The organism is Citrobacter sp. RHBSTW-00671 (genome assembly GCF_014103415.1).
In the GTDB taxonomy this organism is placed as follows: Bacteria; Pseudomonadota; Gammaproteobacteria; order Enterobacterales; family Enterobacteriaceae; genus Citrobacter.
In genome coordinates, this window is sequence record NZ_JABXPR010000001.1 from 3,075,008 (window position 1) to 3,097,585 (window position 22,578).

At 50.6% G+C, this 22,578-nt stretch carries 24 protein-coding genes; 13 read left to right on the forward strand and 11 right to left on the reverse strand.

From position 1 onward, the window contains the following. Positions 1-41 precede the first annotated feature (41 nt). A complete protein-coding gene (ptrR, locus tag HV261_RS14740; RefSeq protein WP_061067887.1) occupies positions 42-917 on the forward strand; it encodes a putrescine utilization regulator PtrR in 876 nt (291 codons plus the stop codon). On the opposite strand, the gene HV261_RS14745 is transcribed toward ptrR, so the two are convergent. Genes HV261_RS14745 through dtnK form a run of 3 tightly spaced genes read right to left on the reverse strand, consistent with a single transcriptional unit; the run spans position 914 to position 3,900 of the window. Continuing rightward, positions 914-1,675 carry a DeoR/GlpR family DNA-binding transcription regulator gene (locus HV261_RS14745; protein ID WP_202038664.1) on the reverse strand — a complete coding sequence of 254 codons (762 nt, stop codon included), beginning with the start codon at positions 1,673-1,675 and terminating at the stop codon, positions 914-916. The genes ptrR and HV261_RS14745 overlap by 4 nt on opposite strands. Before the next feature lies 1 nt (position 1,676). Next, entirely contained in the window at positions 1,677-2,663 is a 987-nt protein-coding gene (locus HV261_RS14750; protein WP_202038665.1) for a D-threonate 4-phosphate dehydrogenase, read from the reverse strand. Beyond that, the gene (gene dtnK, locus HV261_RS14755; protein WP_202038666.1) at positions 2,656-3,900 is read right to left on the reverse strand and encodes a D-threonate kinase; all 1,245 of its coding nucleotides are present in this window, start codon (positions 3,898-3,900) and stop codon (positions 2,656-2,658) included. Before dtnK ends, HV261_RS14750 begins: the two co-directional genes overlap by 8 nt. 171 nt (positions 3,901-4,071) lie before the next feature. Between dtnK and HV261_RS14760 the strand changes: the two genes are divergently transcribed. The 5 genes from HV261_RS14760 (at position 4,072) to HV261_RS14780 (ending at position 9,881) form a co-directional block, all read left to right on the forward strand. Continuing rightward, complete coding sequence (locus tag HV261_RS14760) at positions 4,072-5,229, forward strand: iron-containing alcohol dehydrogenase (RefSeq protein ID WP_202038667.1); 1,158 nt, start codon at positions 4,072-4,074, stop codon at positions 5,227-5,229. A 3-nt stretch (positions 5,230-5,232) separates the two neighbouring features. Beyond that, entirely contained in the window at positions 5,233-6,117 is an 885-nt protein-coding gene (locus HV261_RS14765; protein WP_202038668.1) for a dihydrodipicolinate synthase family protein, read from the forward strand. A 47-nt stretch (positions 6,118-6,164) separates the two neighbouring features. After that, complete coding sequence (locus HV261_RS14770; RefSeq protein WP_202038669.1) at positions 6,165-7,115, forward strand: phosphoglycerate dehydrogenase; 951 nt, start codon at positions 6,165-6,167, stop codon at positions 7,113-7,115. A gap of 65 nt (positions 7,116-7,180) precedes the next feature. Continuing rightward, positions 7,181-8,500: an MFS transporter gene (locus HV261_RS14775; protein ID WP_202038670.1), complete on the forward strand. Its 1,320-nt coding sequence runs from the start codon at positions 7,181-7,183 to the stop codon at positions 8,498-8,500. 184 nt (positions 8,501-8,684) lie between these two features. Beyond that, a complete protein-coding gene (locus tag HV261_RS14780) occupies positions 8,685-9,881 on the forward strand; it encodes a sugar transporter (protein ID WP_202038671.1) in 1,197 nt (398 codons plus the stop codon). A gap of 34 nt (positions 9,882-9,915) precedes the next feature. Here the strand turns inward: HV261_RS14780 and HV261_RS14785 are convergent, their stop codons facing one another. After that, positions 9,916-10,581, reverse strand: coding sequence for a MarC family NAAT transporter (locus HV261_RS14785; RefSeq protein WP_137383095.1), 666 nt, complete (start codon positions 10,579-10,581; stop codon positions 9,916-9,918). Positions 10,582-10,838: 257 nt separating this feature from the next. Here HV261_RS14785 and marR point away from each other — a divergent pair, with 257 nt between their 5' ends. Genes marR through marB form a run of 3 tightly spaced genes read left to right on the forward strand, consistent with a single transcriptional unit; the run spans position 10,839 to position 11,924 of the window. Then, positions 10,839-11,273, forward strand: a complete 435-nt coding sequence (gene marR / locus HV261_RS14790) for a multiple antibiotic resistance transcriptional regulator MarR (protein WP_137383096.1) — start codon at positions 10,839-10,841, stop codon at positions 11,271-11,273. 18 nt (positions 11,274-11,291) lie between these two features. After that, positions 11,292-11,675 (forward strand): MDR efflux pump AcrAB transcriptional activator MarA, encoded by a 384-nt coding sequence (gene marA / locus HV261_RS14795; RefSeq protein WP_003032424.1) that lies wholly within the window; start codon positions 11,292-11,294, stop codon positions 11,673-11,675. 30 nt (positions 11,676-11,705) lie between these two features. Next, positions 11,706-11,924 carry a multiple antibiotic resistance protein MarB gene (gene marB / locus HV261_RS14800; protein WP_202038672.1) on the forward strand — a complete coding sequence of 73 codons (219 nt, stop codon included), beginning with the start codon at positions 11,706-11,708 and terminating at the stop codon, positions 11,922-11,924. Positions 11,925-11,953: 29 nt separating this feature from the next. Here the strand turns inward: marB and eamA are convergent, their stop codons facing one another. After that, a complete protein-coding gene (gene eamA / locus HV261_RS14805; protein ID WP_202038673.1) occupies positions 11,954-12,853 on the reverse strand; it encodes an O-acetylserine/cysteine exporter in 900 nt (299 codons plus the stop codon). 198 nt (positions 12,854-13,051) lie between these two features. Between eamA and ydeE the strand changes: the two genes are divergently transcribed. Further along, entirely contained in the window at positions 13,052-14,239 is a 1,188-nt protein-coding gene (ydeE, locus tag HV261_RS14810; protein WP_202038674.1) for an efflux MFS transporter YdeE, read from the forward strand. Between the two features lie 40 nt (positions 14,240-14,279). On the opposite strand, the gene urtE is transcribed toward ydeE, so the two are convergent. The 5 genes from urtE to urtA are packed head-to-tail and all read right to left on the reverse strand — an operon-like array spanning position 14,280 to position 19,749. Beyond that, the gene (gene urtE / locus HV261_RS14815; protein ID WP_202038675.1) at positions 14,280-14,978 is read right to left on the reverse strand and encodes an urea ABC transporter ATP-binding subunit UrtE; all 699 of its coding nucleotides are present in this window, start codon (positions 14,976-14,978) and stop codon (positions 14,280-14,282) included. 9 nt (positions 14,979-14,987) lie between these two features. Further along, complete coding sequence (gene urtD, locus HV261_RS14820; protein WP_202038676.1) at positions 14,988-15,785, reverse strand: urea ABC transporter ATP-binding protein UrtD; 798 nt, start codon at positions 15,783-15,785, stop codon at positions 14,988-14,990. Continuing rightward, a complete protein-coding gene (gene urtC / locus HV261_RS14825; RefSeq protein WP_202038677.1) occupies positions 15,785-16,858 on the reverse strand; it encodes an urea ABC transporter permease subunit UrtC in 1,074 nt (357 codons plus the stop codon). The genes urtD and urtC overlap by 1 nt, the downstream gene beginning before the upstream one ends. After that, positions 16,858-18,432: an urea ABC transporter permease subunit UrtB gene (gene urtB / locus HV261_RS14830; protein WP_202039702.1), complete on the reverse strand. Its 1,575-nt coding sequence runs from the start codon at positions 18,430-18,432 to the stop codon at positions 16,858-16,860. The genes urtC and urtB overlap by 1 nt, the downstream gene beginning before the upstream one ends. 45 nt (positions 18,433-18,477) lie before the next feature. Further along, positions 18,478-19,749, reverse strand: a complete 1,272-nt coding sequence (gene urtA / locus HV261_RS14835; RefSeq protein ID WP_202038678.1) for an urea ABC transporter substrate-binding protein — start codon at positions 19,747-19,749, stop codon at positions 18,478-18,480. Between the two features lie 484 nt (positions 19,750-20,233). Here urtA and mgtS point away from each other — a divergent pair, with 484 nt between their 5' ends. After that, positions 20,234-20,329: a protein MgtS gene (mgtS, locus tag HV261_RS14840; protein WP_003032406.1), complete on the forward strand. Its 96-nt coding sequence runs from the start codon at positions 20,234-20,236 to the stop codon at positions 20,327-20,329. After that, on the forward strand, positions 20,329-20,373 hold the full coding sequence (locus HV261_RS27995; protein WP_420889184.1) for a hypothetical protein: 45 nt from the start codon (positions 20,329-20,331) through the stop codon (positions 20,371-20,373). The genes mgtS and HV261_RS27995 overlap by 1 nt, the downstream gene beginning before the upstream one ends. Before the next feature lie 238 nt (positions 20,374-20,611). On the opposite strand, the gene HV261_RS14845 is transcribed toward HV261_RS27995, so the two are convergent. Next, positions 20,612-21,538, reverse strand: a complete 927-nt coding sequence (locus tag HV261_RS14845) for a diguanylate cyclase (RefSeq protein WP_202038679.1) — start codon at positions 21,536-21,538, stop codon at positions 20,612-20,614. Positions 21,539-21,989: 451 nt separating this feature from the next. Here HV261_RS14845 and HV261_RS14850 point away from each other — a divergent pair, with 451 nt between their 5' ends. After that, positions 21,990-22,358, forward strand: a complete 369-nt coding sequence (locus HV261_RS14850) for a hypothetical protein (RefSeq protein ID WP_202038680.1) — start codon at positions 21,990-21,992, stop codon at positions 22,356-22,358. The last annotated feature ends 220 nt before the right edge of the window (positions 22,359-22,578 follow it).

The following is a 22,578-nucleotide window of genomic DNA, read 5'->3' on the forward strand; positions in this document are numbered from 1 at the left end:
ATGAATAATATTAACCATACCATTCACGAATAGAGAAAATTATGGATCTGACGCAACTGGAAATGTTCAATGCCGTCGCAGAGACCGGCAGCATCACACAGGCAGCGGCGAAGGTGCATCGCGTGCCATCCAACCTCACCACGCGTATTCGCCAGCTTGAAGCGGACCTTGGCGTCGATCTGTTTATTCGTGAAAATCAACGTCTGCGACTTTCGCCCTCCGGGCACAACTTTTTGCGTTACAGCCAGCGGATCCTGGCGCTGGTAGAAGAAGCGAGGATGGTGGTCGCAGGAGATGAACCACAGGGATTGTTCTCTCTGGGGTCACTGGAAAGTACAGCCGCCGTGCGTATTCCGGCCACACTTGCCGAATATAATCAGCGCTACCCTAAAATCCAGTTTGCACTGGCAACAGGGCCATCAGGCACCATGCTGGACGGTGTGCTGGACGGTACGCTGAATGCCGCTTTTGCCGATGGCCCTATAACCCATCCAGGTCTTGAAGGAATGCCGGTATACCGTGAAGAGATGATGATTGTCACCCCACACGGGCACCCGCCCATCAAACGGGCCAGCGATGTGAATGGTTACAATATCTATGCCTTTCGCGCCAACTGTTCATATCGCCGCCATTTTGAAAGCTGGTTTCACGCCGATCGTGCGATGCCCGGCACGATCCATGAAATGGAGTCCTACCACGGCATGCTGGCCTGTGTGATTGCGGGGGCGGGGATCGCGCTGATTCCACGTTCTATGCTGGAAAGCATGCCAGGCCACCATCAGGTCAATGCCTGGCCGCTCAGTGAAAACTGGCGTTGGTTAAATACGTGGCTGGTCTGGCGTCGCGGGGCGATGACGCGACAGCTGGAAGCATTTATTGAGGTACTGGAACCTCAGCTGTCGCAGAATGCGGATTAACTGGCGAACGTCAGATGGCAAGGCAGTTGCTCAAGCTGCTGCCGTACCTCTTCATTGAGTCGGGCATCGGTCACGATATCCGTCAACGCATCCAGATGTGTGACGTTGAAAAGTGACCATGCACCATATTTTGAACTGTCTGCCAGCAGGACGCGACGTTTGGCGTTTGCAACCAGGTCACGCTTCAGACCAGCCTTTTCTTCCGTCGGTGCGGTGATCCCGCGGGCCAGGTCCCAGCCGTTACAACTTAGAAACGCGATATCCGGCCACACGCTTTGCAGCAGTTTACGCCCGTGCTCGCCGATACAGGACTGGCTGGAGTCATCAATGCGCCCGCCAATGATCGTCACTTCAATTTGCTTGAACTCAGAAAGAAATAGCGCAATGTGCAAATCGCTGGTGATGACGCGCAACGGCAGATGGGTAAGCTGGCGCGCCAGTTCAATCATCGTCGTTCCCGCATCCAGGACAATGGCGTCTCCGGCTTTCACCAGGCTTGCCGCCGCGCTGGCAATAGCCTGTTTTTCCATCAGGCTACGCTGCATTTTCTCATGCGTGGTCGGTTGCGAAGGGATAAACCGGTTAAGCGTCACGCCGCCGTGAGTTCGGCTGATAACACCTTCCTGATCGAGTTTAATCAGGTCGCGACGAATGGTCGCCGGCGAGGCCTGAGTCACAGCAACAAGCTGTTCAACCGTTGCCAGATTATGCCCTTTCAGATAATCCATAATCTGTTCTAACCGATTATATCCCTTCATTTTAATCCCGCGTAATTTGCATTGCTAACTGGATGGACACGGCCATGCTCTCAGACTTGGCTTTACCTGTCCAGGCAATATCAAACGCCGTGCCGTGGTCTGCAGAAGTGCGAATAAATGGCAATCCGGCGGTGATATTCACCCCATCATAGAATCCCAGCAATTTTAGCGGAATATGGCCCTGATCGTGATACATCGCCACCACCATGTCATACATACCTTCGTGGCACTGCATAAAGACAGTATCCGGTGGGCAAGGTCCGGTGACATTCAGCCCCTGCTCCCGCATAGCCTGTACCGCTGGGCCAACTATGGTCATCTCTTCATCGCCAAACAGACCGTTTTCCCCGGCATGGGGATTAACACCTGCTACCGCAATACGTGGATTATCAAACCCGACACGACGCAGGAAATCATCTGCGACCTGAATGACTGTTTTCACACGCTGTTCACTGAGCGTATCAAGGAATTTACGCAGTGCAATATGCGTGGTGACATGGATCACCTTAAGCTGTTCGGTATACAGCACCATCGCGTAGTCTTTGCTGTTCGTCAGTTGCGCCAGTAATTCGGTATGGCCGGGATAATGATGTCCCGCCATGTGCAGTGCTTCTTTATTCAGCGGCGCCGTGGCAATGGCTTTCACTCCCCCGCTGAGCGCCAGCGCGGTGGCGCGCTTAATACAGCGGTATGCCAGATCGCCAGCCTGTGCCTGGACCACGCCCGGTTCAAGCGCAGCAGGATCGGCAAGGGGTTCATCAATTACATTGATAACCCTGGGGGCGAATTGTGCCTGGGTGACGTTATCAATCACCCGGAGTTCCGCAGGCGGCGTGACGTTTAATGCCTGGATGCGCCTCAGCGTTTGTGCACAACCCACAACCACGACCGGCGCGCCAGACAACTCTCCCTCCACCAACGATTTAATAATGATCTCCGGTCCAATACCTGCCGGGTCGCCCATGGTTACCGCTATCGTGTTATTCACTCATTTTCTCCTCGATATAATTCAAAACCTGACGCAGAGTGGTTTCGTCACCGAATCCCCCTGCTTTTGTCATAACCGGGCGTTGCCAGTAGCTACCGGCAAGATGACCGTACGGTACACACTGGGCCACACGGTCGGTAATACGGAATCCTGTTGCCTCCAGCGCATCGGCGATCGCCATCGCGACATCACCGCCGGAAAGATACAGCGCGCCAGGTGAGACTTCGTGCAGCACCTGGCGGGTAAGCTGTCCAAGAAACTGGCAAATTGTTTCACCGAGCTGTGCGCGACTCATCTGCAGGTGCGCACACAGCATTGGAATATGATGGCGTGCTTCGCTGTCAGGACAGGTGTGAACGATGCAGTGTTTACCTGAGATGAGAACCCTGGCGATACGCTGCACATACTCTGTCAGGCTGCCACTGAAGATATTTTCGATATCAATGAATACAGCCTCCACCCGCGGGTCCTGATACACTGCAGCAATCTGCTGTTGAGCGATTTCACTCATTGAGCCCACTACCGCCAGTAAACACTGTGAGGACGGTGTCCGGACATGGCGGGCCAGCGCGTCACAGATCCCAGCAGACCCTATCAGCAGCGGCGGTTCCTCCTGCATCAGCGCTTCCGTAGCAATGACATCAAGATCGGTCTGCGTGCGGGCATCTACCACCCAGATTTGTGACGTTTTCGCAACAGGCTCTCTGAGGCGCTGCAGATAGTCGCTCAGAGACATAGCCCGACACGCAATGGCGGTTTGCGCCTGTAACACCTCACAGATATCGGCGCTAATAACCGGCGTTTTCGGATCGCTGGCAAATTCAGTCTGCGTTACGGGGATACCGTTAACGAGGCACTGCCCCTGCTCGGTGGTACGCCCGGCTGAGGGGCAAGCCAGTGCCACGATGGCCCGCTTTTTACCTGTAATCCGCATTAACGCGTCCAGTTCGGCCCCTGGGTTTCCGCGCATTGTTGAATCCATTTTCTTGAGCCACCGCGTCTGGGGACCTGCCTGACTGGCAAGAGCCAACTCACTTACTCTGGCGGCGGCCTGCCCTGCCTCCAGCGCACGACTGTCCGTGTTGATGACCAGCACATCTGCATCATCGGCACAGGGCAATGTGAAAGCGACATTCACCGTCATACCCGTCAGCGCCAGACTTACCCCCGCATCATTACCACCAGTAAAGTCGTCGGCAATCACCAGTACCTGTGGCCTTGCTACCTGTCTACTCATCCATGCTCCGGGTTGTTGTATGCTGATAATGATTATATTCAATCACATTTGATTAAATGTGAGCAAGCTCAAGTTATTCGGTTCCGAGATAAATTATAAATTTAGCCCATGATGCAATCGTTCCTGAATCTCAGTGAGCGAATTCAATCACTCGAACAACAGGAGAATGTTGTGGCAACAATCAATAGCACCGTGATTAGCGGTTCGAATGCCATCCTCGCACTGGAGCCGTTACTGGCGGGGAAACGCCAGCTGTTACTGGTGACGGATAGCAATATTGTCGGGCTGGACGCGGTAACACAGATCCGCAACTTGCTGGCCAACGATGGACGTCATGTGGCTCTGATTGACAATGTGCCTGCAGAACCCGGGCATCACGATGTCAGCGCACTATTAAAAAACGTACAAGATCTCAACGTAGAAATGGTTATCGGTATCGGCGGAGGCAGCGTACTGGATGTGGCGAAACTGCTCTCCGTCTTATGCCATCCTGAATCTCCGACGCTCGACGCCATGCTGGCGGGAGAAAAACCGCTGCAACGCGTTGCTTCTGTGCTGATCCCCGCCACGGCAGGTACGGGGTCTGAAGCAACCCCGAATGCCATTCTGGCTATCCCGGAGCAAAACACTAAGGTCGGTATCATCTCTCCCGTGCTGTTACCGGATTTCGTGGCCCTGTTGCCAGAACTCACCACCAGCATGCCGGCGCATATTGCCTCGTCCACTGGAATTGACGCGTTATGTCATCTGATTGAATGCTTTACCGCTACCGTCGCCAATCCGGTAAGCGATAACGCGGCGCTCATTGGCCTGCGTAAGCTACTCAACCATATCGAAACCTCCGTCAAGGAGCCGGAAAACCTGCTGGCCAAACTGGAGATGCTGTGGGCATCGTATTACGGCGGTGTGGCGATTAATCATGCCGGTACTCACCTGGTTCACGCGCTCTCTTACCCGCTTGGCGGTCGATACCATCTCCCTCATGGCGTCGCTAACGCCATTCTGTTAGCACCCTGCATGAAAGTGATTCGCCCTTTTGTGGTCGACAAGTTTGCCCTGGTATGGGATCTGCTGCCTGACGCTGACCTCACACTCAGTGCCGAAGAAAAATCCTGCGCCCTGGTGGAGTACTTCTCCACACTGGTGAAACGCCTGAACCTGCCCGATAACCTGGCAACGCTTGGTGTACCGTCTACTGATATTCCCGCACTGGCCGATGCCGCGCTGAACGTAAAACGCCTGATGAATAATGCTCCCTGCGAGGTGAGTCATGAGGATATTCAGGCCATTTATCAAACTCTGTTTCCAGAACTGATGACAAAGGAGTGAATAATGAGTAGCAAAATCCGAGGAGTACTGACGGCAATCGTTACCCCGTTCGACCACGACGGCGGGCTTAACCTTAAAGAACTGAGAAACCAGGTAAACCGCCAGTTAAACGCCGGAAACGGTATTTTCTGCGGCGGGACCAACGGCGAATTCTTTGTACTTAACGAAGATGAAAAAATCGCCGTCACGCGGACCTGTGTAGAGGAAGTGGCGGGTCGGGCACATGTAGTGGCACACATTGGCGAAATATCTACCCGTGAAACCATCCGCTTGGGCAAACAGATAGAAAAGCTGGGTGTCGATGCGGTGTCGGTCATTACCCCGTACTTTGTTCCTCTAAAACAGCCTGAGCTCATTGCCCATTACACCGCGATTGCCGATGCGCTCTCCGTCCCGGTATTTCTCTATAACATTCCGGCGCGGACGGGAAACACCATTGAGCCTCAAACAGCCAGAGTGCTGGCGGCACACCCGAACATTATCGGGATCAAAGACAGTGCCGGCAGTTATGAAAGTCTTAGCGGCTTCCTGGACGCAGTTAAAGATATCGAGGGATTTGATGTGCTGAATGGTCCAGATTCACTCATTCACCAGGGGTTTGTTGATGGCTGTTCTGCTTGTATTTCGGGGCTGGCTAACGTCGCACCACAAGAAATCAACGCGATCTGGTCTCGCTTTAACGCCGGTGACGTTGCCGGGTCGCATCAGGCTCAGGAGAGCGTCACGGGTCTGCGCACCGATCTCTATAAAGTGGCCTTCTCTCCGGCTGCGGTAAAAAAAGCATTACAAATCATGGGCCATGACGTGGGCGCAAGTCGTTACGCTGTCACGTTTGATGCGCATCAGGAACGCCAGATTCAGCAAATTATCAATAACTATTTGCGATAGACATTTTTACAGCGGCGGCAACGCCGCTTAACTAACAGGATTGTGTTATGAACGTCATCTGTACATCACCTTCATTTGCCAAATACGATCAGCAGCCGATCAAACGGCTTAACGACGCAGGACTTGAATTAATCATGCTACCTGCAGATGCCGGTTTAGAAGCACTTGCGCCTCATCTGGAACAGACAGTGGCAATGATCGTCGCTTTTACCGATGTTAATGCCGGACTAATCGCGGCGGCACCGAATCTGAAAATCGTCTGCAAACACGGCGTGGGCGTCGATAATATCGACCTCGACGCCACGCGTGAAAAAGGTATTTTTGTTACCAATGTGCCGGATGCCAATAAGCATGCCGTCGCAGACTTTGCGTTTTCCCTGATCCTTAACTGTGCACGTCAGCTCCCCTACGCGATTGAACAAACCCGCACAGGAAACTGGCCACGGATCTTCGCCTCCGATGTATATGGAAAAACGATTGGCATTATTGGGTTAGGTAACATCGGTAAACAGGTTGCACTGCGAGCCCGCGGCTTTAATATGCGCGTACTGGCTCACGACGCATGGCAGGATGCACAGTTCGCTGCAGATAATCACATTGAATACGTGTCGCTCGATGAACTAACAGAACAAAGTGATTTCATCACGTTACACACTCCGCTGACGCCAGAAACCACAGATCTCTTTGATTTAGCACAGATAAAAAAAATGAAGAGCAGTAGTTACCTCATTAACGTTTCACGCGGTGGTGTCGTTAATGAAGAGGATCTCTTTCTGGCTCTGACACAGGGCGTCATTAAGGGCGCTGCCGCCGATGTCTTTCTACAAGAGCCGTGCAATTCACATCCTTTATTTGCGCTCGATAATTTCATACCAACGGCACATATTGCAGGATATACCGAGGGTGCGATCAGCAATATCGGCGAGCAATGTGTTTATAACATCATTGAACATGTCATTCATCAGCGTAAGCCTCAAAATATCATGAACGGATTATAACATTGTGGAGATAACCCTACTCTTCCCACAATAATAAAAATGAACATCTACCATGGGCCAGATATATGAATAATTTTGCAGAAAAATCCCGAATTCGCTGGTGGATTGCGGGATTAATGTGGCTTGCTATTGCAATTAACTATATTGACCGGACGGTATTATCTGCTGCAGCACCTCACCTCATTGATGAGCTAAAACTCGATCCTGAAATGATGGGGTTTATTATGGCGGCGTTCTTCTGGTCATATTCTTTACTGCAAATACCGGCAGGTTGGTTTGCAGACCGTTTTGGTCAGAAAAAAGGTCTGGGCTTTGCCGTCGCGTGGTGGTCAATCGCCACCTCAATGATGGGTTTAGCCACTGGATTTAAATCTCTACTCGCATTGAGACTGGCTCTGGGCGTCGGTGAAGCCGCCGCCTATCCAAGCAATGCAGGGATCGCTGCGCGTTGGTTCCCGGATCGGGAGAGAGCCACCGTCTCAGGATTGTTTGACAGTGCCTCTAAATTTGGTGGTGCCGTCGCGATGCCGCTTATTGTCTGGATGATCTACCAGTTTGACTGGCGGATGACATTTCTGATTATTGGTGGCGTAGGCGTTTTTTGGGTCATTGCCTGGTATTTTATTTATACAGAAAACCCGGAAGACCACAAAAAGATCAGTACAAGCGAAATTAAACATATTCGCGAAGGGCAAAAGCAAAAACACGGCGACAAATCCGTATTACCGATGCGTTGGTATAAACTGTTGCGCTACCGGAATATTTGGGCAATGTGTATCGGTTTCTTTACCATCAACTATACATCCTATTTCTTTATTACCTGGCTGCCCACTTATCTGGTAAAAGACAAAGGAATGGATTTTATCAAAATGGGGATGGTTGCCGCCCTGCCATTATTATGTGGGATGGTGATAGAAGTCTTTGCCGGCTGGGCCTCTGACCGTATGGTACATAAGCGGATCCTGTCGCTGACCGCCACAAGAAAATTATTCCTGACAATCGGTCTGTTAATGGCTTTATGTATTGGTTTTGCCCCTTTCACTGATTCCGTATTTATGACCGTGTTTTTACTGTGTGTGGCGAAATCAGGCACCACGGTTGCCGCCTCGCAGGTCTGGGCATTACCGGGTGACGTTGCGCCTAAAAACAGCGTATCGATTGTTGCAGGGTTACAGAATACTGTCTCCAATATGGGGGGCGCGGTAGGACCCATTATTACCGGTGCCATTGTGGCAGCCACTGGCTCCTTTACCTGGGCGCTGGTGTTCTCTGCCGCACTGGTGGTTCTGGGAATTTTGAACTATCTATTTTTGATGGGCAAAGTTGAGCCAATCATCGATAGAGAGCATGAAGCGTTGTGCATGAAAGAAGCACAGCAGCACTAAACTCGCTCTGGCGACGGTATTCTCCGGTCAGTCAGTCGTACTGACCGGCTTTATTTTTTCTCGTAACACACCCCATTATCATCCGCAAAGCAACGTGATCTAAATCACGAAATGATTGTATTTTCACCAGTAAACGTTTTAAGATCGCCACCTCTCCTTTTTGCAGCTAACCCGATTTATACATATGACAACAAACACTGTTTCCCGCAAGATCGCGTGGCTACGGGTAGTTACGCTTGCTATTGCCGGTTTTATTTTCAATACCACTGAGTTTGTCCCGGTCGGTTTGCTGTCCGACATCGCGCAAAGCTTTAATATGCAAACCGCGCAGGTTGGGATCATGTTGACGATCTACGCCTGGGTGGTAGCCCTGATGTCGCTGCCATTTATGCTGCTTACCAGCCAGATGGAACGACGTAAGCTTCTGATCTGCCTGTTTGTGGTGTTCATTGCCAGCCATGTTCTCTCTTTCCTCGCATGGAACTTCACTGTACTGGTCATGAGTCGCATAGGGATTGCCTTTGCCCATGCCATCTTCTGGTCAATTACCGCGTCACTGGCTATTCGCATGGCTCCTGCCGGGAAACGCGCACAGGCGTTGAGCCTGATTGCCACCGGTACCGCGCTGGCGATGGTATTAGGCCTGCCTATCGGGCGTATTGTTGGGCAATATTTTGGCTGGCGTACCACCTTCTTTGTCATCGGTATGGGGGCGTTAATCACGCTTCTTTGCCTGATTAAGCTATTGCCTAAGCTGCCAAGCGAGCATTCAGGCTCATTAAAAAGCCTGCCACTGCTGTTCCGTCGCCCTGCGCTGATGAGTTTGTATTTGTTAACGGTGATAGTGGTGACCGCACACTACACGGCTTACAGCTATATCGAACCGTTTGTCCAGACGGTCGCCGGGCTGAGCGCTAACTTTGCCACCGTGCTGCTTCTGGTCCTCGGTGGAGCGGGTATTATTGGCAGCGTTATTTTTGGCAAGCTGGGTAATCAGTATGCCTCGGTGTTGATAAGCGCGGCTATCGCCCTGTTGACCCTGTGCCTGGTACTGCTACTGCCTGCTGCTGATAGCGAAATGCACCTTGCGATCCTGAGTATTTTCTGGGGCATTGCCATTATGGTGATCGGGCTGGGTATGCAGGTGAAAGTACTGGCGCTGGCTCCGGATGCCACTGACGTCGCGATGGCGCTGTTCTCCGGTATCTTTAATATTGGTATTGGCGCGGGGGCGCTGGTGGGAAATCAGGTAAGCCTGCACTGGTCGATGTCGACGATTGGTTACGTCGGTGCACTTCCTGCCGTTGCCGCACTGATTTGGTCCGTGATTATCTTTCGCAAATGGCCGGTAACGTTGGAAGAGCAACCACAGCCGCGATAAGAAAAGGGCCCGGTAGACATACCGGGCCCGTTGTTTAATGGTAGGTTTGGATGATTTCCAGCACGCCGTTAATAATAAACTGTACACCCATGCACACCAGCAGGAAGCCCATCAGACGGGAAATAGCTTCGATCCCGCCTTTCCCCACCAGCCGCATAATTCCGCCAGAACTGCGCAGACATCCCCACAAGATAATCCCGACGACGGCAAAAATAATGGGGGGCGCAACCATGATCACCCAGTCCGGGAATTCGGAGCCGTGACGTACGGTAGAAGCCGAACTGATAATCATTGCAATCGTCCCCGGGCCGGCAGTACTCGGCATTGCCAGCGGAACAAAGGCAATATTAGCCGTCGGTTCGTCTTCCAGTTCTTCGGATTTGCTTCTCGCTTCCGGAGACTCATGCGCTTTCTGCTGAGGGAACAACATACGAAAGCCGATAAACGCAACGATTAACCCGCCCGCAATACGCAATCCGGGAATCGAAATCCCGAAAGTATTCATCACCAGTTGCCCGGCGTAGTACGCAACCATCATGATGGCAAACACGTAAACAGACGCCATTAATGACTGACGGTTACGCTCTGCGCTGTTCATGTTGCCGGCTAACCCAAGAAACAACGCCACGGTGGTTAACGGGTTGGCTAACGGTAACAGGACTACCAGCCCCAGTCCTATCGCTTTAAACAAGTCCATCATAATGTCATCTTTCCTGTGCGTTAATCGTCAACGGCAAGTATAAGGTGAAATCGCTGAGATAAGGCATTTTAGCGATGTAAGGATTCATTTTTCATCCTGGCGGATAAACCAGAATTATCAAAACGTTAAAAATAGATGAACCATTCGCCGGGCCTGATGATTTAGCAAAACGTGGCATGCGGAGACTCATTCATTTGACTTATATTTGCCTAAGCAATAATATCAGCCGTGACTAACTACTTGCCAGGGCAACCATTGTGAAAAGCACCAGTGATCTGTTCAATGAAATCATCCCACTGGGTCGTTTGATCTACATGGTTAATCAGAAAAAAGATCGTTTATTAAACGACTATTTGTCACCGCTGGATATCACGGCATCGCAGTTTAAGGTGCTCTGCTCCATCCGTTGCGCGGTGTGCATTACCCCTGTCGAATTGAAAAAAGTGCTGTCTGTCGATCTTGGCGCCCTGACACGGATGCTGGACAGACTGGCCTGTAAAGGCTGGATAGAAAGGCTTCCGAATCCACATGACAAGCGCGGCGTGCTGGTGAAACTCACCGAAGACGGCGCAGCAATTTGCGAGCAGTGTCATCAATTAGTAGGGCAAGACCTGCACCAGGAACTAACAAAAAACTTAACGGCGGAAGAAGTAGCAACACTTGAGCATTTGCTTAAGAGAATCCTGCCGTAAACAGAAAGAGGTATGACGATGTCCAGACGCAATACTGACACAATCACTATTCATAGCATTTTGGACTGGATCGAAAATAACCTTGAATCGCCACTCTCGCTGGAAAAAGTGTCTGAGCGTTCAGGTTACTCCAAATGGCACCTGCAGCGGATGTTCAAAAAAGAAACCGGCCATTCATTAGGTCAATACATCCGTAGCCGTAAAATGACTGAAATAGCGCAAAAATTGAAAGAGAGTAACGAACCGATCCTCTATCTTGCAGAGCGTTACGGTTTTGAGTCTCAGCAAACGCTGACCCGGACATTCAAGAACTATTTTGATGTACCGCCGCATAAATATCGGATGACGAATATGCACGGCGAATCCCGGTATTTGCTACCGCTCAATCAATGCAATTGCTAATCGCCAGTTAACGACGTAACCGAGGAAATCATGAAACTTCTGTCTTATGCGATGCTGGCCCTGCTGCTTGTTGTATCGGGCCAGAGCATGGCGGAACAGACCCCGCAACCGACAACGCAAAATAATCGCGACGCGATGATTTTGCCTCCTGCGCACGATCAGTCCCCGTTCGATTTTAACCATATGGGTGCCGGCAGCGATAAATCCGACGAATTAGGTGTGCCTTATTACAATATGCACAGCCTGTAATTTTTTGCCCCGTCACTGCGGGGCTTTTTTTAGCCCCTCGCCTGTGCAATCTTGCGCAGTCGAAAACCGAACACATTGATATACAACCCCGCCATGATCAACAACGCACCAATCAGTTGCAGCCCGGTTAACGTTTCATCCAGCAGCACGGCGGCACTGGCCAGCCCCACCACGGGTACCAGCAACGACAGTGGCGCAACACGCCAGGTTTCATAGCGCCCCAGCAGAGAACCCCAAATGCCATAGCCCACAATGGTCGCCACAAAGGCCAGATACACCAGTGACAGAATGGTAGTCATATCGATTGCCACAAGGCTCTGCACGATTTGCGTTGGGCCATCAAGCAATGCCGATGCCAAAAAAAACGGAACGACAGGAATTAATGCGCTCCACACCACCAGCGACATGACCGCTGGACGCGAAGTATGCTGCATAATTTTCTTATTAAAGATATTGCCGCAGGCCCAGCTCAGTGCAGCCGCCAGCGTCAACATAAAGCCAAGCATACCGACATGCTGTCCATTGAGACTCGCCTCAATCAATACCAGTACACCAAACACCGCCAGCGCGATACCGACCAGTTGCTTCCCCTGCAAACGCTCGCCAAAGGCGAACGCCCCGAGCACGATGGTGAAAAACGCTTGCGCTTGTAAAACCAGCGATGCCAGACCGGCAGGCATCCCAAATTTGATGGCGCTGAACAGAAAAGCGAACTGACCGAAGCTGATGGTCAGGCCATAGCCAAGTAACAGCGAAAGCGGGATCTTCGGGCGGGCAACAAAAAAGATCGCAGGAAACGCCACCAGTAAAAAGCGCAAGCCTGCCAGCATCAACGGCGGCATATTGTGCAAGCCCACTTTGATGACGACAAAGTTAAGCCCCCATACCACGACAACCAGTAACGCCAACAACCCATCTTTACGCGACATACCACCGCCCCTGCAAATATTAAATTTTTGTAAACAAGTTAAGGTAACGGAAATCGTTGTACCGTAACAGATCATTAATTCAGGTAGGCCACACAGGGCATTTTCAGACAACTTATTGAGTGTACATCACACTTTTAGCATGCTATTTGTTTCTGATATCTAAAAAAAACATAACAACATGCACTGTCGGGCAAAAAAATGAATATCTCGCTGAGAAGGTCGACCCTTGCATTACTCGCGTCATCATTACTATTAACCATTGGACGCGGAGCCACGCTACCATTCATGACGATTTACCTCAGTCGTCAGTATGGCCTGGGTGTCGATCTGATCGGTTATGCAATGACAGTAGCACTGACTATTGGCGTCGTTTTCAGTCTTGGATTCGGCATCCTGGCCGATAAATTTGAAAAAAAACGCTTTATGCTGCTGGCGATCGCGGGCTTTGCTTCCGGCTTTATCGCGATTCCTCTGGTGCATAACGTGGTGGTGGTAGTTCTGCTCTTCGCGCTGATCAACTGTGCCTACTCCGTGTTTGCCACCGTGCTGAAAGCCTGGTTTGCCGATAACCTCTCAGCCACCAATAAAACAAAGATTTTCTCACTGAACTACACCGTGCTGAACATCGGCTGGACCGTTGGCCCGCCGTTGGGCACGCTACTGGTTATGCAAAGCATTAACCTGCCGTTCTGGTTGGCGGCCATATGTTCAGCCTTCCCGCTGGTGTTTATCCAGACATGGGTAAAGCGCTCTGCTATCCCTTCTGAAGGTTTGAACGCGACAGTATGGTCCCCCTCGGTTTTGCTGCGCGATAAAGCATTATGCTGGTTTACGTTGTCTGCTTTTCTGGCCTCGTTTGTCGGTGGTGCATTTGCATCCTGTATTTCTCAGTACGTGATGGTGGTTGCCGATGGTGATTTTGCTGAGAAAGTAGTGGCAGTCGTTCTGCCCGTCAACGCGGCAATTGTGGTATCGCTGCAATATGCAGTCGGACGCAGACTGACGTCTGCAAACATCCGCCCACTGATGGCTGCAGGTACACTGTTTTTTGTTATCGGTCTGGTCGGTTTTACCTTCTCTGGCAACAGCCTGCTGTTCTGGGGGATTTCAGCCGCCTTTTTCACCATTGGCGAAGTCATCTATGCACCGGGTGAATACATGCTGATCGACAACATCGCGCCGGCAGGCATGAAAGCCAGTTACTTTTCCGCCCAGTCACTGGGCTGGCTTGGCGCGGCGGTCAACCCATTAGTCAGCGGGGTCATCCTGACCACACTGCCCCCCTGGTCGCTGTTTGTCGCACTAATGGTGGCGATTGTCCTTGCCTGGGCGTTAATGATAAAAGGCATGCGCGCCAAACCCTGGAGCCAGCCGGCAGTCTGCTGAACATTACGGCGACAGTGACAAAACGCCGCTGTCGCCTGATTCAGATAGCAACCAACCCACGCACACCTTCTGCTGCCATGTTTTCACCAGATCCGCGTTGAATAATGTTTCCTCGCGACATTAACAGGTATTTGTCCGCAAGCTGTTCGGCAAAGTCATAAAACTGCTCCACCAGCAATATGGCCATATCACCACGATGGGCCAGTTGGCTGATAACCAGGCCAATCTCCTTAATCACCGAAGGCTGGATCCCCTCTGTTGGTTCATCGAGGATCAACAACTGCGGGCGACTGGCCAGCGCCCGGCCAATAGCTAACTGCTGCTGTTGCCCACCCGACAAATCACCGCCCCGTCGGTATTTCATCTCCTGTAATACCGGAAACAACGCATAAATTTCATCCGGTACACGTTTTGCCTGTTGTGCTGAAAACCGGGAGAGTCCCAACAACAGATTTTCTTCCACCGTCAGGCGAGGAAAAATGTCTCGCCCCTGCGGCACATACGCTACCCCCGCCTGCACCCGTTGATGTGGCTTACGGTGAGTCATGTTTTTACCCTGCCAGATAACGCTGCCGCTGCGGGTTGGAATCAGCCCCATCAGGCACTTCAGCAGTGTCGTTTTGCCAACCCCATTACGCCCCAGCAGACATGTTACTTCACCGATACGCGCCTCAAAACTCACGCCGCGCAGGATATGGCTGCCGCCATAGTATTGATTTAGTTCATTTACCTGTAGCATCAGCACTCCTTAGCGTCCGAGATACACTTCAATCACCTGCTCGTTGGACTGAACATCGCGCAGGCTCCCCTCGGCCAGTACCCGCCCCTGGTGCAATACCGTGACGTGATCAGCAATGCTTTCAACAAACCCCATATCGTGCTCAACCACCATCAGAGAATGTTTTCCGGCAAGCTGGCGAAACAGTTCAGCGCTGTATTCCGTCTCGGCATCCGTCATCCCGGCCGCCGGTTCATCCAGTAGCAGCAAATGCGGCTCCTGCACCAGCAACATACCAATCTCCAGAAATTGTTTCTGTCCATGGGACAGGCGTCCGGCACGACGGGCGCGTTCGTTACTCAGTCGCAACAGCGTCAACATGTCATCGATGCGATCCCGCTGTTCTCCCGATAAACACGCGCGTAAGGAACCCCAAACGGATTTATCATTTTTCATCGCCAACTCGAGGTTCTCCTCCACCGTCAGCGCTTCAAATACGGTCGGTTTCTGAAATTTGCGACCAATGCCCTGGCGAGCAATGGCGATGGCGTCGAGTGATGTTAAATCAATGGATTGATCGTAAATCGCCTGCCCACTTTGCGGCTTCGTTTTACCGGTGATAACATCCATCAAGGTGGTTTTTCCTGCGCCATTGGGTCCAATAACGCAGCGTAACTCTCCCACCCCAATATTGAGCGTCAAATCCGTTAGCGCCTGGAAACCATCAAAGTTAACGTTTATTTTTTCCAGTTGGAGCACCGGATCGGTTTGATTGCGAAAACGATCGCCCGGCATCTGGCGGGTAAAAAGCCCTTCATCTGGCTGCATTATTTGTCTCCCTTGCGAAACAGACCAATCACGCCGCGAGGCAAAAACAGCGTAACGCCAATAAAAATCAGGCCGAGAAACAGTTGCCAGTATTCCGGCATGATGACGGTAAACCAGCTTTTAGCGCCGTTCACCAGCACCGCGCCAAACACCGGGCCAATCAACGTGCCGCGCCCCCCCAGTGCGACCCAAATCGCGGCTTCAATTGAGTTGGTGGGTGACATTTCACTGGGGTTAATGATGCCCACCTGCGGAACATACAGCGCCCCCGCCAGTCCGCACAGGACGGCGGATAGCGTCCACACCAGGAGTTTGAAGCCCTTTGGGTCATACCCGCAGAACATCAACCGATTTTCAGCGTCACGAACGGCGGTCAAAATACGGCCAAATTTACTGCGAGCCAGCGCCCACCCGATCCACAGCGCCAGAATCAGCAGCACAACGGTCGCCAGGAACAACGCGATACGCGTCGTGGTCGCCGTCACCGGAAATCCCAGAAGGGTGGTAAAACCGGTAAATCCGTTATTACCGCCAAACCCGGTTTCGTTACGGAAGAACAGCAGCATGCCGGCAAAGGTCAGCGCCTGCGTCATGATGGAGAAATAGACGCCTTTGATTTTTGAGCGAAAGGCAAACCAGCCAAACACCAATGCCAGTAAACCAGGCACCATAACAACCAGCGCCATCGCCCAAAGAAAGTGCTGCGTTCCCCACCAGAACCACGGAAGTTCAGTCCACGACAGGAACGACATAAACGCGGGCACCCCTTCACCAGACGCCTGGCGCATCAGGTACATCCCCATCGCATAACCGCCCAGCGCAAAGAAAATACCGTGGCCCAGCGACAGCATTCCGGCATATCCCCACACCAGATCCAGGGCAACAGCCACAATGGCATAACAGAGAATTTTCCCGACCAGTGTCAGCGTCCAGACAGATATCGCCAGCGGATGATCCGCAGGCAGCAGCGCGAGAAATGGCAGAATAATCAGTGCCAGCAGTAAAGCCAGCCCCAGCACACCGGTAATACGCGGCGCTTTGCGCGCCAGCGTTAATGTCATTGGCATCGTCATCAGTCAATGACCCTCCCTTTTAGCGCAAACAGCCCCTGCGGACGTTTTTGAATAAACAGAATAATCAGCACCAGAATCATAATTTTGCCGAGGACGGCCCCAACCTGCGGTTCGAGAATCTTGTTGAAAATCCCCAAACCAAACGCCGCCGCAACGCTCCCGGCCAGCTGTCCCACGCCACCCAGCACCACCACCAAAAATGAATCAATGATGTAGCTTTGCCCCAGTTCTGGTCCCACGTTGCCCAACTGCGATAGCGCCACCCCTCCCAGTCCGGCAATGCCCGACCCCAGACCAAATGCCAACATATCCACCCGCCCCGTGGGAACACCGCAGCAGTCAGCCATGCTGCGGTTTTGCGTCACCGCACGCACGCGCATACCCAGACGGGTTTTATTCAGCAACAACCAGGTGAAAAACAGCACCAGAATGGCAAATCCCAGCACCACAATCCGGTTCCAGGGCAAAATCAGATTGGCATAGACCTGAATACCTCCCGACAGCCATGCCGGGTTGGCAACCTCAAGGTTTTGCGCACCAAAGGTCATACGCACCAACTGGATCAGAATCAGGCTAATCCCCCAGGTTGCCAGTAGCGTCTCAAGTGGGCGTCCGTATAAATGGCGGATCACTCCGCGTTCCAGCAGCATTCCAATAGTGGCGGTCAGCAAGAAGGCAACCGGTAGCGCAATCAGCGGATAAAAGGCTAACCACTGCGGGAAAAACTGGCTCATCAGCTGTTGCACTATCCAGGTACAGTAAGCGCCAAGCATCAGCATTTCACCGTGCGCCATATTAATGACGCCGAGCAGCCCGTAGGTAATGGCCAGCCCTAGTGCTGCCAGCAATAAAATAGACCCCAGCGATAATCCCATAAACGCCTGGCCAAGCAGCTCACCAACCTTCATTCGATGCCCGATGGTATTCAGGCTTTCGCTGGCGGCAGCGCGTACGCGTGCATCGGGTTCATGTTCCAGCTGGGTGAAGGGCTGTAATCGCGCCTGTGTTTCAGGATCATTGGATGCACCCAGCAATTCGATGGCCTGGCGCCTGACATCGGGCGAAGTACTGCTCAGTTGCAGATTTGCCAGAGCGGCCGCCAGGGCGGATTTCACGCCAGCATCCGTCTCCTGCATTAGCCTGTGCTGCAAAAATGGCAACATGTCTGGCAGTGCTTCACGCTGTAATGTCCGGGCGGCAGCCACTCTCAAAGTGACACTGTCACTTAAAAGTTGATGAATAGCCAATGTGCCAGCCACCAGATTACGCAGGCGGTTAGTCAGGCGGATTTTTTTTAATTCGCCACTAGGCGTGCTGGCCGTCCCCAGTGATTGCACATGCGAACCGTTCATCGTGAATGCATTTTTAACGCCATCGGTCAGCAGGTTTTCGCCACTCAGGGCATTCAGCAAAGGTAAACGCTGCACATCGGGGTTAATCGCCCATTGTTTCAGTAATGTCGCCTGCTGTGTCCGACTGGCCGCGGCGAAAGTATCGGCATCTGTTGCCTGCGCTATCCACGGCAAAAGCCACGTCAGCAACAACACGCCACGAATAAAGCGCATGGCTTTCATGATAGCGTTCTCCAAAATTGGGCCCTCCCACAGGAGGGCGTAAGATCAGTTGCTGGCGGTTTTGACGGGTTGTTCAGATTTTTTATCATTCCCGGCGATATACGGACTCCACGGTTGGGCACGGACCGGGGCATCCGTTTGCCATACCACGTTAAACTGACCGTTACTTTCGATTTCGCCAATCATGACGGGTTTATGCAGGTGGTGGTTCGTTGCATCCATTGTCAGCGTAAAGCCAGAAGGTGCAGCGAATGATTGCCCCGCCATGGCTGCGCGAACTTTATCGACATCCGTCGTTCCGGCTTTTTCAACAGCCTGCGCCCACATGTGCAGGCCAACATACGTGGCTTCCATCGGATCGTTCGTGACCACAGAATCCGCATTCGGCAGTTTGTGCGCTTTCGCATAGGCGCGGTAATCAGCAATAAATTGCTTATTGGTGGCATTATCAACGGATTCAAAATAGTTCCAGGCCGCAAGATTGCCTACCAGGGGTTTGGTATCAATACCACGCAACTCCTCTTCTCCAACAGAGAACGCAACGACCGGAACATCGGTCGCTTTCAGGCCCTGGTTTGCCAGCTCTTTATAGAACGGAACGTTAGAGTCGCCATTAATGGTAGATACCACCGCCGTTTTGCCCCCGGCGGAGAATTTTTTGATGCTGGCGACGATGGTCTGGTAATCACTGTGGCCAAACGGGGTATAGACCTCTTCAATGTCTTTATCGGCGACGCCTTTTGAATGCAGCCAGGCACGGAGAATTTTATTGGTTGTTCGCGGATAGACGTAGTCGGTGCCCAGCAGGAAGAAACGTTTTGCACTGCCACCGTCTTCACTCATCAGATACTCAACCGCCGGAATGGCCTGCTGATTGGGCGCGGCGCCGGTATAGAAAACATTAGGTGACATCTCTTCACCTTCGTACTGCACGGGATAAAATAACAGGCCGTTTAACTCTTCAAATACCGGCAGTACAGATTTGCGCGAAACCGATGTCCAGCACCCCAAAACCACCGCCACTTTGTCCTGGCTTAGCAACTGACGGGCTTTTTCGGCAAACAGCGGCCAGTTTGATGCCGGATCGACCACTACCGGCTCCAGTTTTTTTCCCAGTACACCGCCTTTGGCGTTGATCTCATCAATGGTCATCAACGCCACATCCTTCAGCGGTGTTTCAGAAATAGCCATTGTCCCGGACAACGAATGCATGATGCCAACTTTAATGGTGTCGGCAGCCTGAACGCTAAAACTCATCCCCATAGCCACAACAGAGGCCGAAAGAGCAAAGGCTTTTAATAATGTACGACGCTGCATAGTTTCACTCCTGAAAGTAGACTTGCTGAAAGCTCCGGTGCAGCCGGACAGACAAAACGGTGCAAATTAAGGGTGTTCAGAAGGGATAAGGCAAAAACAGTGCCAGATATAAAAACAGCATACAATTCAATAGATTACAAATATTTCAATGAGGCGCATATAAAAAGAATGCGTCGGCATGACACTAAGAGAGAAGAATTGAACCACCATGACGCGGTGTTGCATTATAAACGTGCAACATCTTGTGTCCGGACAACCCGGCAGCTACAGAGGATTACAGGATGAAATTATGATTATTTGCAGATGGGGGTGCCTGTTTCGTCACTATTATTTATTTTCTTCGACGAGAAAAAGCCATAACTTTACATTTCAGACGAAATAATCACACAGTTCACTCTTTGTTTAAGTTCGAATTGCTACTATAGTCATTAACGAGGTGAAATTAAGGTAAGAGAGGAAACTCATAGATAAAGGAGCATTTACTATGCTGGGTAATATGAATATTTTTATGGCTGTTCTGGGAATTATTTTATTTTCCGGTTTCCTGGCCGCGTATTTTAGCCACAGATGGGATGATTGATGAACGGAGATAATCCTGCGCCGAACCGGCCCCTTGTCGCGTAACTGCACAAGGGGCCATTTTTTTACCTGCTTCCCTTCCCTGAATCATTTCTCTGAATTACAGGTAAAAAAAACCGCCGGAAAACCAGCGGTAAATGCTTGCATGGATAGATTTGTGTTTTGCTTTATACGTTATCTGGCAATTCCCTGCGAAGATAACGAATAGTCGGCTAACATATCACCGACAACCACAATGGAAGTTAAACGAAACGTAACTACAGCCGATCTGCGCTGATAAAATTCACGCTCTGACGAGCAGTGTCGGTTGATCATTGATGCCAACTAACGTGATTTTCTCTTTTTCATCCATAAACATGCAGCGATTCCTGCCGGTCTGTTTCCCTTCATACATGGCTCTGTCAGCACGCCCAAGACCGTTGTCCAGCGTTTCACCCTGTTGAACTCTGGTAATGCCAGCCGTTACCGTTATGCCGATTTCGCCTTCTGGATAAGGGATTTTTTTCTGGCCAATCAGATGACAAAGACGCAACCCTGCCTGGCAGGCCTGCTCGTCCGTTTTGGTGCGGATGATGACAATAAATTCCTCACCACCATAGCGATAAGCAACCTCATCATATCGCGTCCAGGATAATAAATTTGACGCCAGGTTACGCAATACTATGTCACCAACCAGATGCCCGTAGGTATCATTAACATGTTTAAAACGGTCGATATCCAGCAACAATATGTACAGGTTAAGCGGTTCAGCATCGAGTAACTGCTGGTCAAACGACTCATCAAGCATTCTTCTGCCAGGTAAGCCTGTTAACACATCAATATTACTGCGGATAGTCAGTAAATATATTTTGTAGTCCATGACCGCAGACGTAAATGCCAGTAACGCATCCTGGAAACTGTCGAAATGCCATGAATGGCTGCGCTCTTCCACGATTGCCAAGAGCAATTCCTTGCCTAACAAATGCATTTTCTCATGTGTCGCGTTAATCTTGCTGACATAACTACATTCATCATCATCGTGCTGTGGATGGTCTTTGAGCCACTGGCCAAATTGACAAACGAAGTGAGCGTCATCGCCCGTAATATCAGGCTGAGTAACGTCTGATGACACCACACAGCGAAACATTTTCACTAGCCACTTATAATGAGCATCAATTGATTTGTTAAGTTCGATTAAAATTGCATCTATTTCCTGTGTTCTTCTGATCATCACGGTTTCCTTCCCTGTATGAACATTTAGACATGGGTATTTTAGCGCCCAAAAAGAAAACTTATGTAAATTTTTTAATAGTAATTAATATTAAAGAAAGAAAATAGAGATTACTTCGCATGATAATAAACTAACCTGAAATTAAAATAATTATAGCAATCAATGCAATAGAGTGGATGTGACTTTTATTGTTTTATATTTAATGAAACAATAATCCTCTGAGTTAAATCGCAAAAAACGACGATGATATTAACCGCATGAAGTGTGATTAAGAATCAACCATTACGTTGACGGTGTTATAGAGAAATTACTGCTATGGTTTCCAATTAATCAGCATCGGTTCCAGGAATGTTCCCAAAATAGTTGCTTCATTCGCTACATTGTGTTCTCGTCTGCTGACGGTTCAGTTTATTTGGTGCTATGTTGGCGTGACCTGCAATCAGGAGATGATATGTTTTCTGTTCTCAAAACCCTTCACCGTCTAATCACCACACAACAAAAGACAGAAGAATCGAACGTTCAATACTCGAAAGAGCAACTCATTCAATGGGCTACAGGCTGCATGCTGGAAGGACTTCCCGATGATTTTTATCAGGCCCGGTTATTTTGCATAAAATCTCCTGATCCTGAAAATCCTGAGGGTTCGATAGTCAACGTCAATCATGACGTCATGCTCACATCTGAATCCGAATATGAACAATTTCAACCTGCTGATTTTCTTTACCCCACACAATGTCTGGAAATGATCCTTGATGGTAAGGAATGGCATCAGGCCACCATCATTTTCAACAAAGATAACGCATCGTTTAAATGGGAGTAGCTTCGCGGTAAAGAATCTGCCCGCCCATACCGGAAATCAGCTTATCTACCCGAATATAATCCTTATAGAAAAAAGCGGGCGCATCATCCCAGTGGCAGAGTGCGATTTCGCGCTTCAGATATGTGTCATAGTAGATAATCAGTTATCAATCCGTTTTTTTTAAAGAAATTTCTCATTCTGCCGATTCAACATTAGGGTCTGTATATATGGCAGGGTCGTG

Coding starts and splice junctions, on each gene's coding strand:
- ptrR (WP_061067887.1), top strand. CDS start 42: ATGGATCTGACGCAACTGGAAATGTTCAATGCCGTCGCAGAGACCGGC.
- urtA (WP_202038678.1), bottom strand. CDS start 19,749: ATGCAGCGTCGTACATTATTAAAAGCCTTTGCTCTTTCGGCCTCTGTT.
- HV261_RS14780 (WP_202038671.1), top strand. CDS start 8,685: ATGACAACAAACACTGTTTCCCGCAAGATCGCGTGGCTACGGGTAGTT.
- urtC (WP_202038677.1), bottom strand. CDS start 16,858: ATGACGATGCCAATGACATTAACGCTGGCGCGCAAAGCGCCGCGTATT.
- HV261_RS14845 (WP_202038679.1), bottom strand. CDS start 21,538: ATGATCAGAAGAACACAGGAAATAGATGCAATTTTAATCGAACTTAAC.
- eamA (WP_202038673.1), bottom strand. CDS start 12,853: ATGTCGCGTAAAGATGGGTTGTTGGCGTTACTGGTTGTCGTGGTATGG.
- HV261_RS14785 (WP_137383095.1), bottom strand. CDS start 10,581: ATGATGGACTTGTTTAAAGCGATAGGACTGGGGCTGGTAGTCCTGTTA.
- mgtS (WP_003032406.1), top strand. CDS start 20,234: ATGCTGGGTAATATGAATATTTTTATGGCTGTTCTGGGAATTATTTTA.
- HV261_RS14775 (WP_202038670.1), top strand. CDS start 7,181: ATGAATAATTTTGCAGAAAAATCCCGAATTCGCTGGTGGATTGCGGGA.
- urtD (WP_202038676.1), bottom strand. CDS start 15,785: ATGCAGCCAGATGAAGGGCTTTTTACCCGCCAGATGCCGGGCGATCGT.
- dtnK (WP_202038666.1), bottom strand. CDS start 3,900: ATGAGTAGACAGGTAGCAAGGCCACAGGTACTGGTGATTGCCGACGAC.
- ydeE (WP_202038674.1), top strand. CDS start 13,052: ATGAATATCTCGCTGAGAAGGTCGACCCTTGCATTACTCGCGTCATCA.
- HV261_RS14765 (WP_202038668.1), top strand. CDS start 5,233: ATGAGTAGCAAAATCCGAGGAGTACTGACGGCAATCGTTACCCCGTTC.
- marA (WP_003032424.1), top strand. CDS start 11,292: ATGTCCAGACGCAATACTGACACAATCACTATTCATAGCATTTTGGAC.
- urtB (WP_202039702.1), bottom strand. CDS start 18,432: ATGAAAGCCATGCGCTTTATTCGTGGCGTGTTGTTGCTGACGTGGCTT.
- urtE (WP_202038675.1), bottom strand. CDS start 14,978: ATGCTACAGGTAAATGAACTAAATCAATACTATGGCGGCAGCCATATC.
- HV261_RS14770 (WP_202038669.1), top strand. CDS start 6,165: ATGAACGTCATCTGTACATCACCTTCATTTGCCAAATACGATCAGCAG.
- HV261_RS14745 (WP_202038664.1), bottom strand. CDS start 1,675: ATGAAGGGATATAATCGGTTAGAACAGATTATGGATTATCTGAAAGGG.
- HV261_RS14850 (WP_202038680.1), top strand. CDS start 21,990: ATGTTTTCTGTTCTCAAAACCCTTCACCGTCTAATCACCACACAACAA.
- marB (WP_202038672.1), top strand. CDS start 11,706: ATGAAACTTCTGTCTTATGCGATGCTGGCCCTGCTGCTTGTTGTATCG.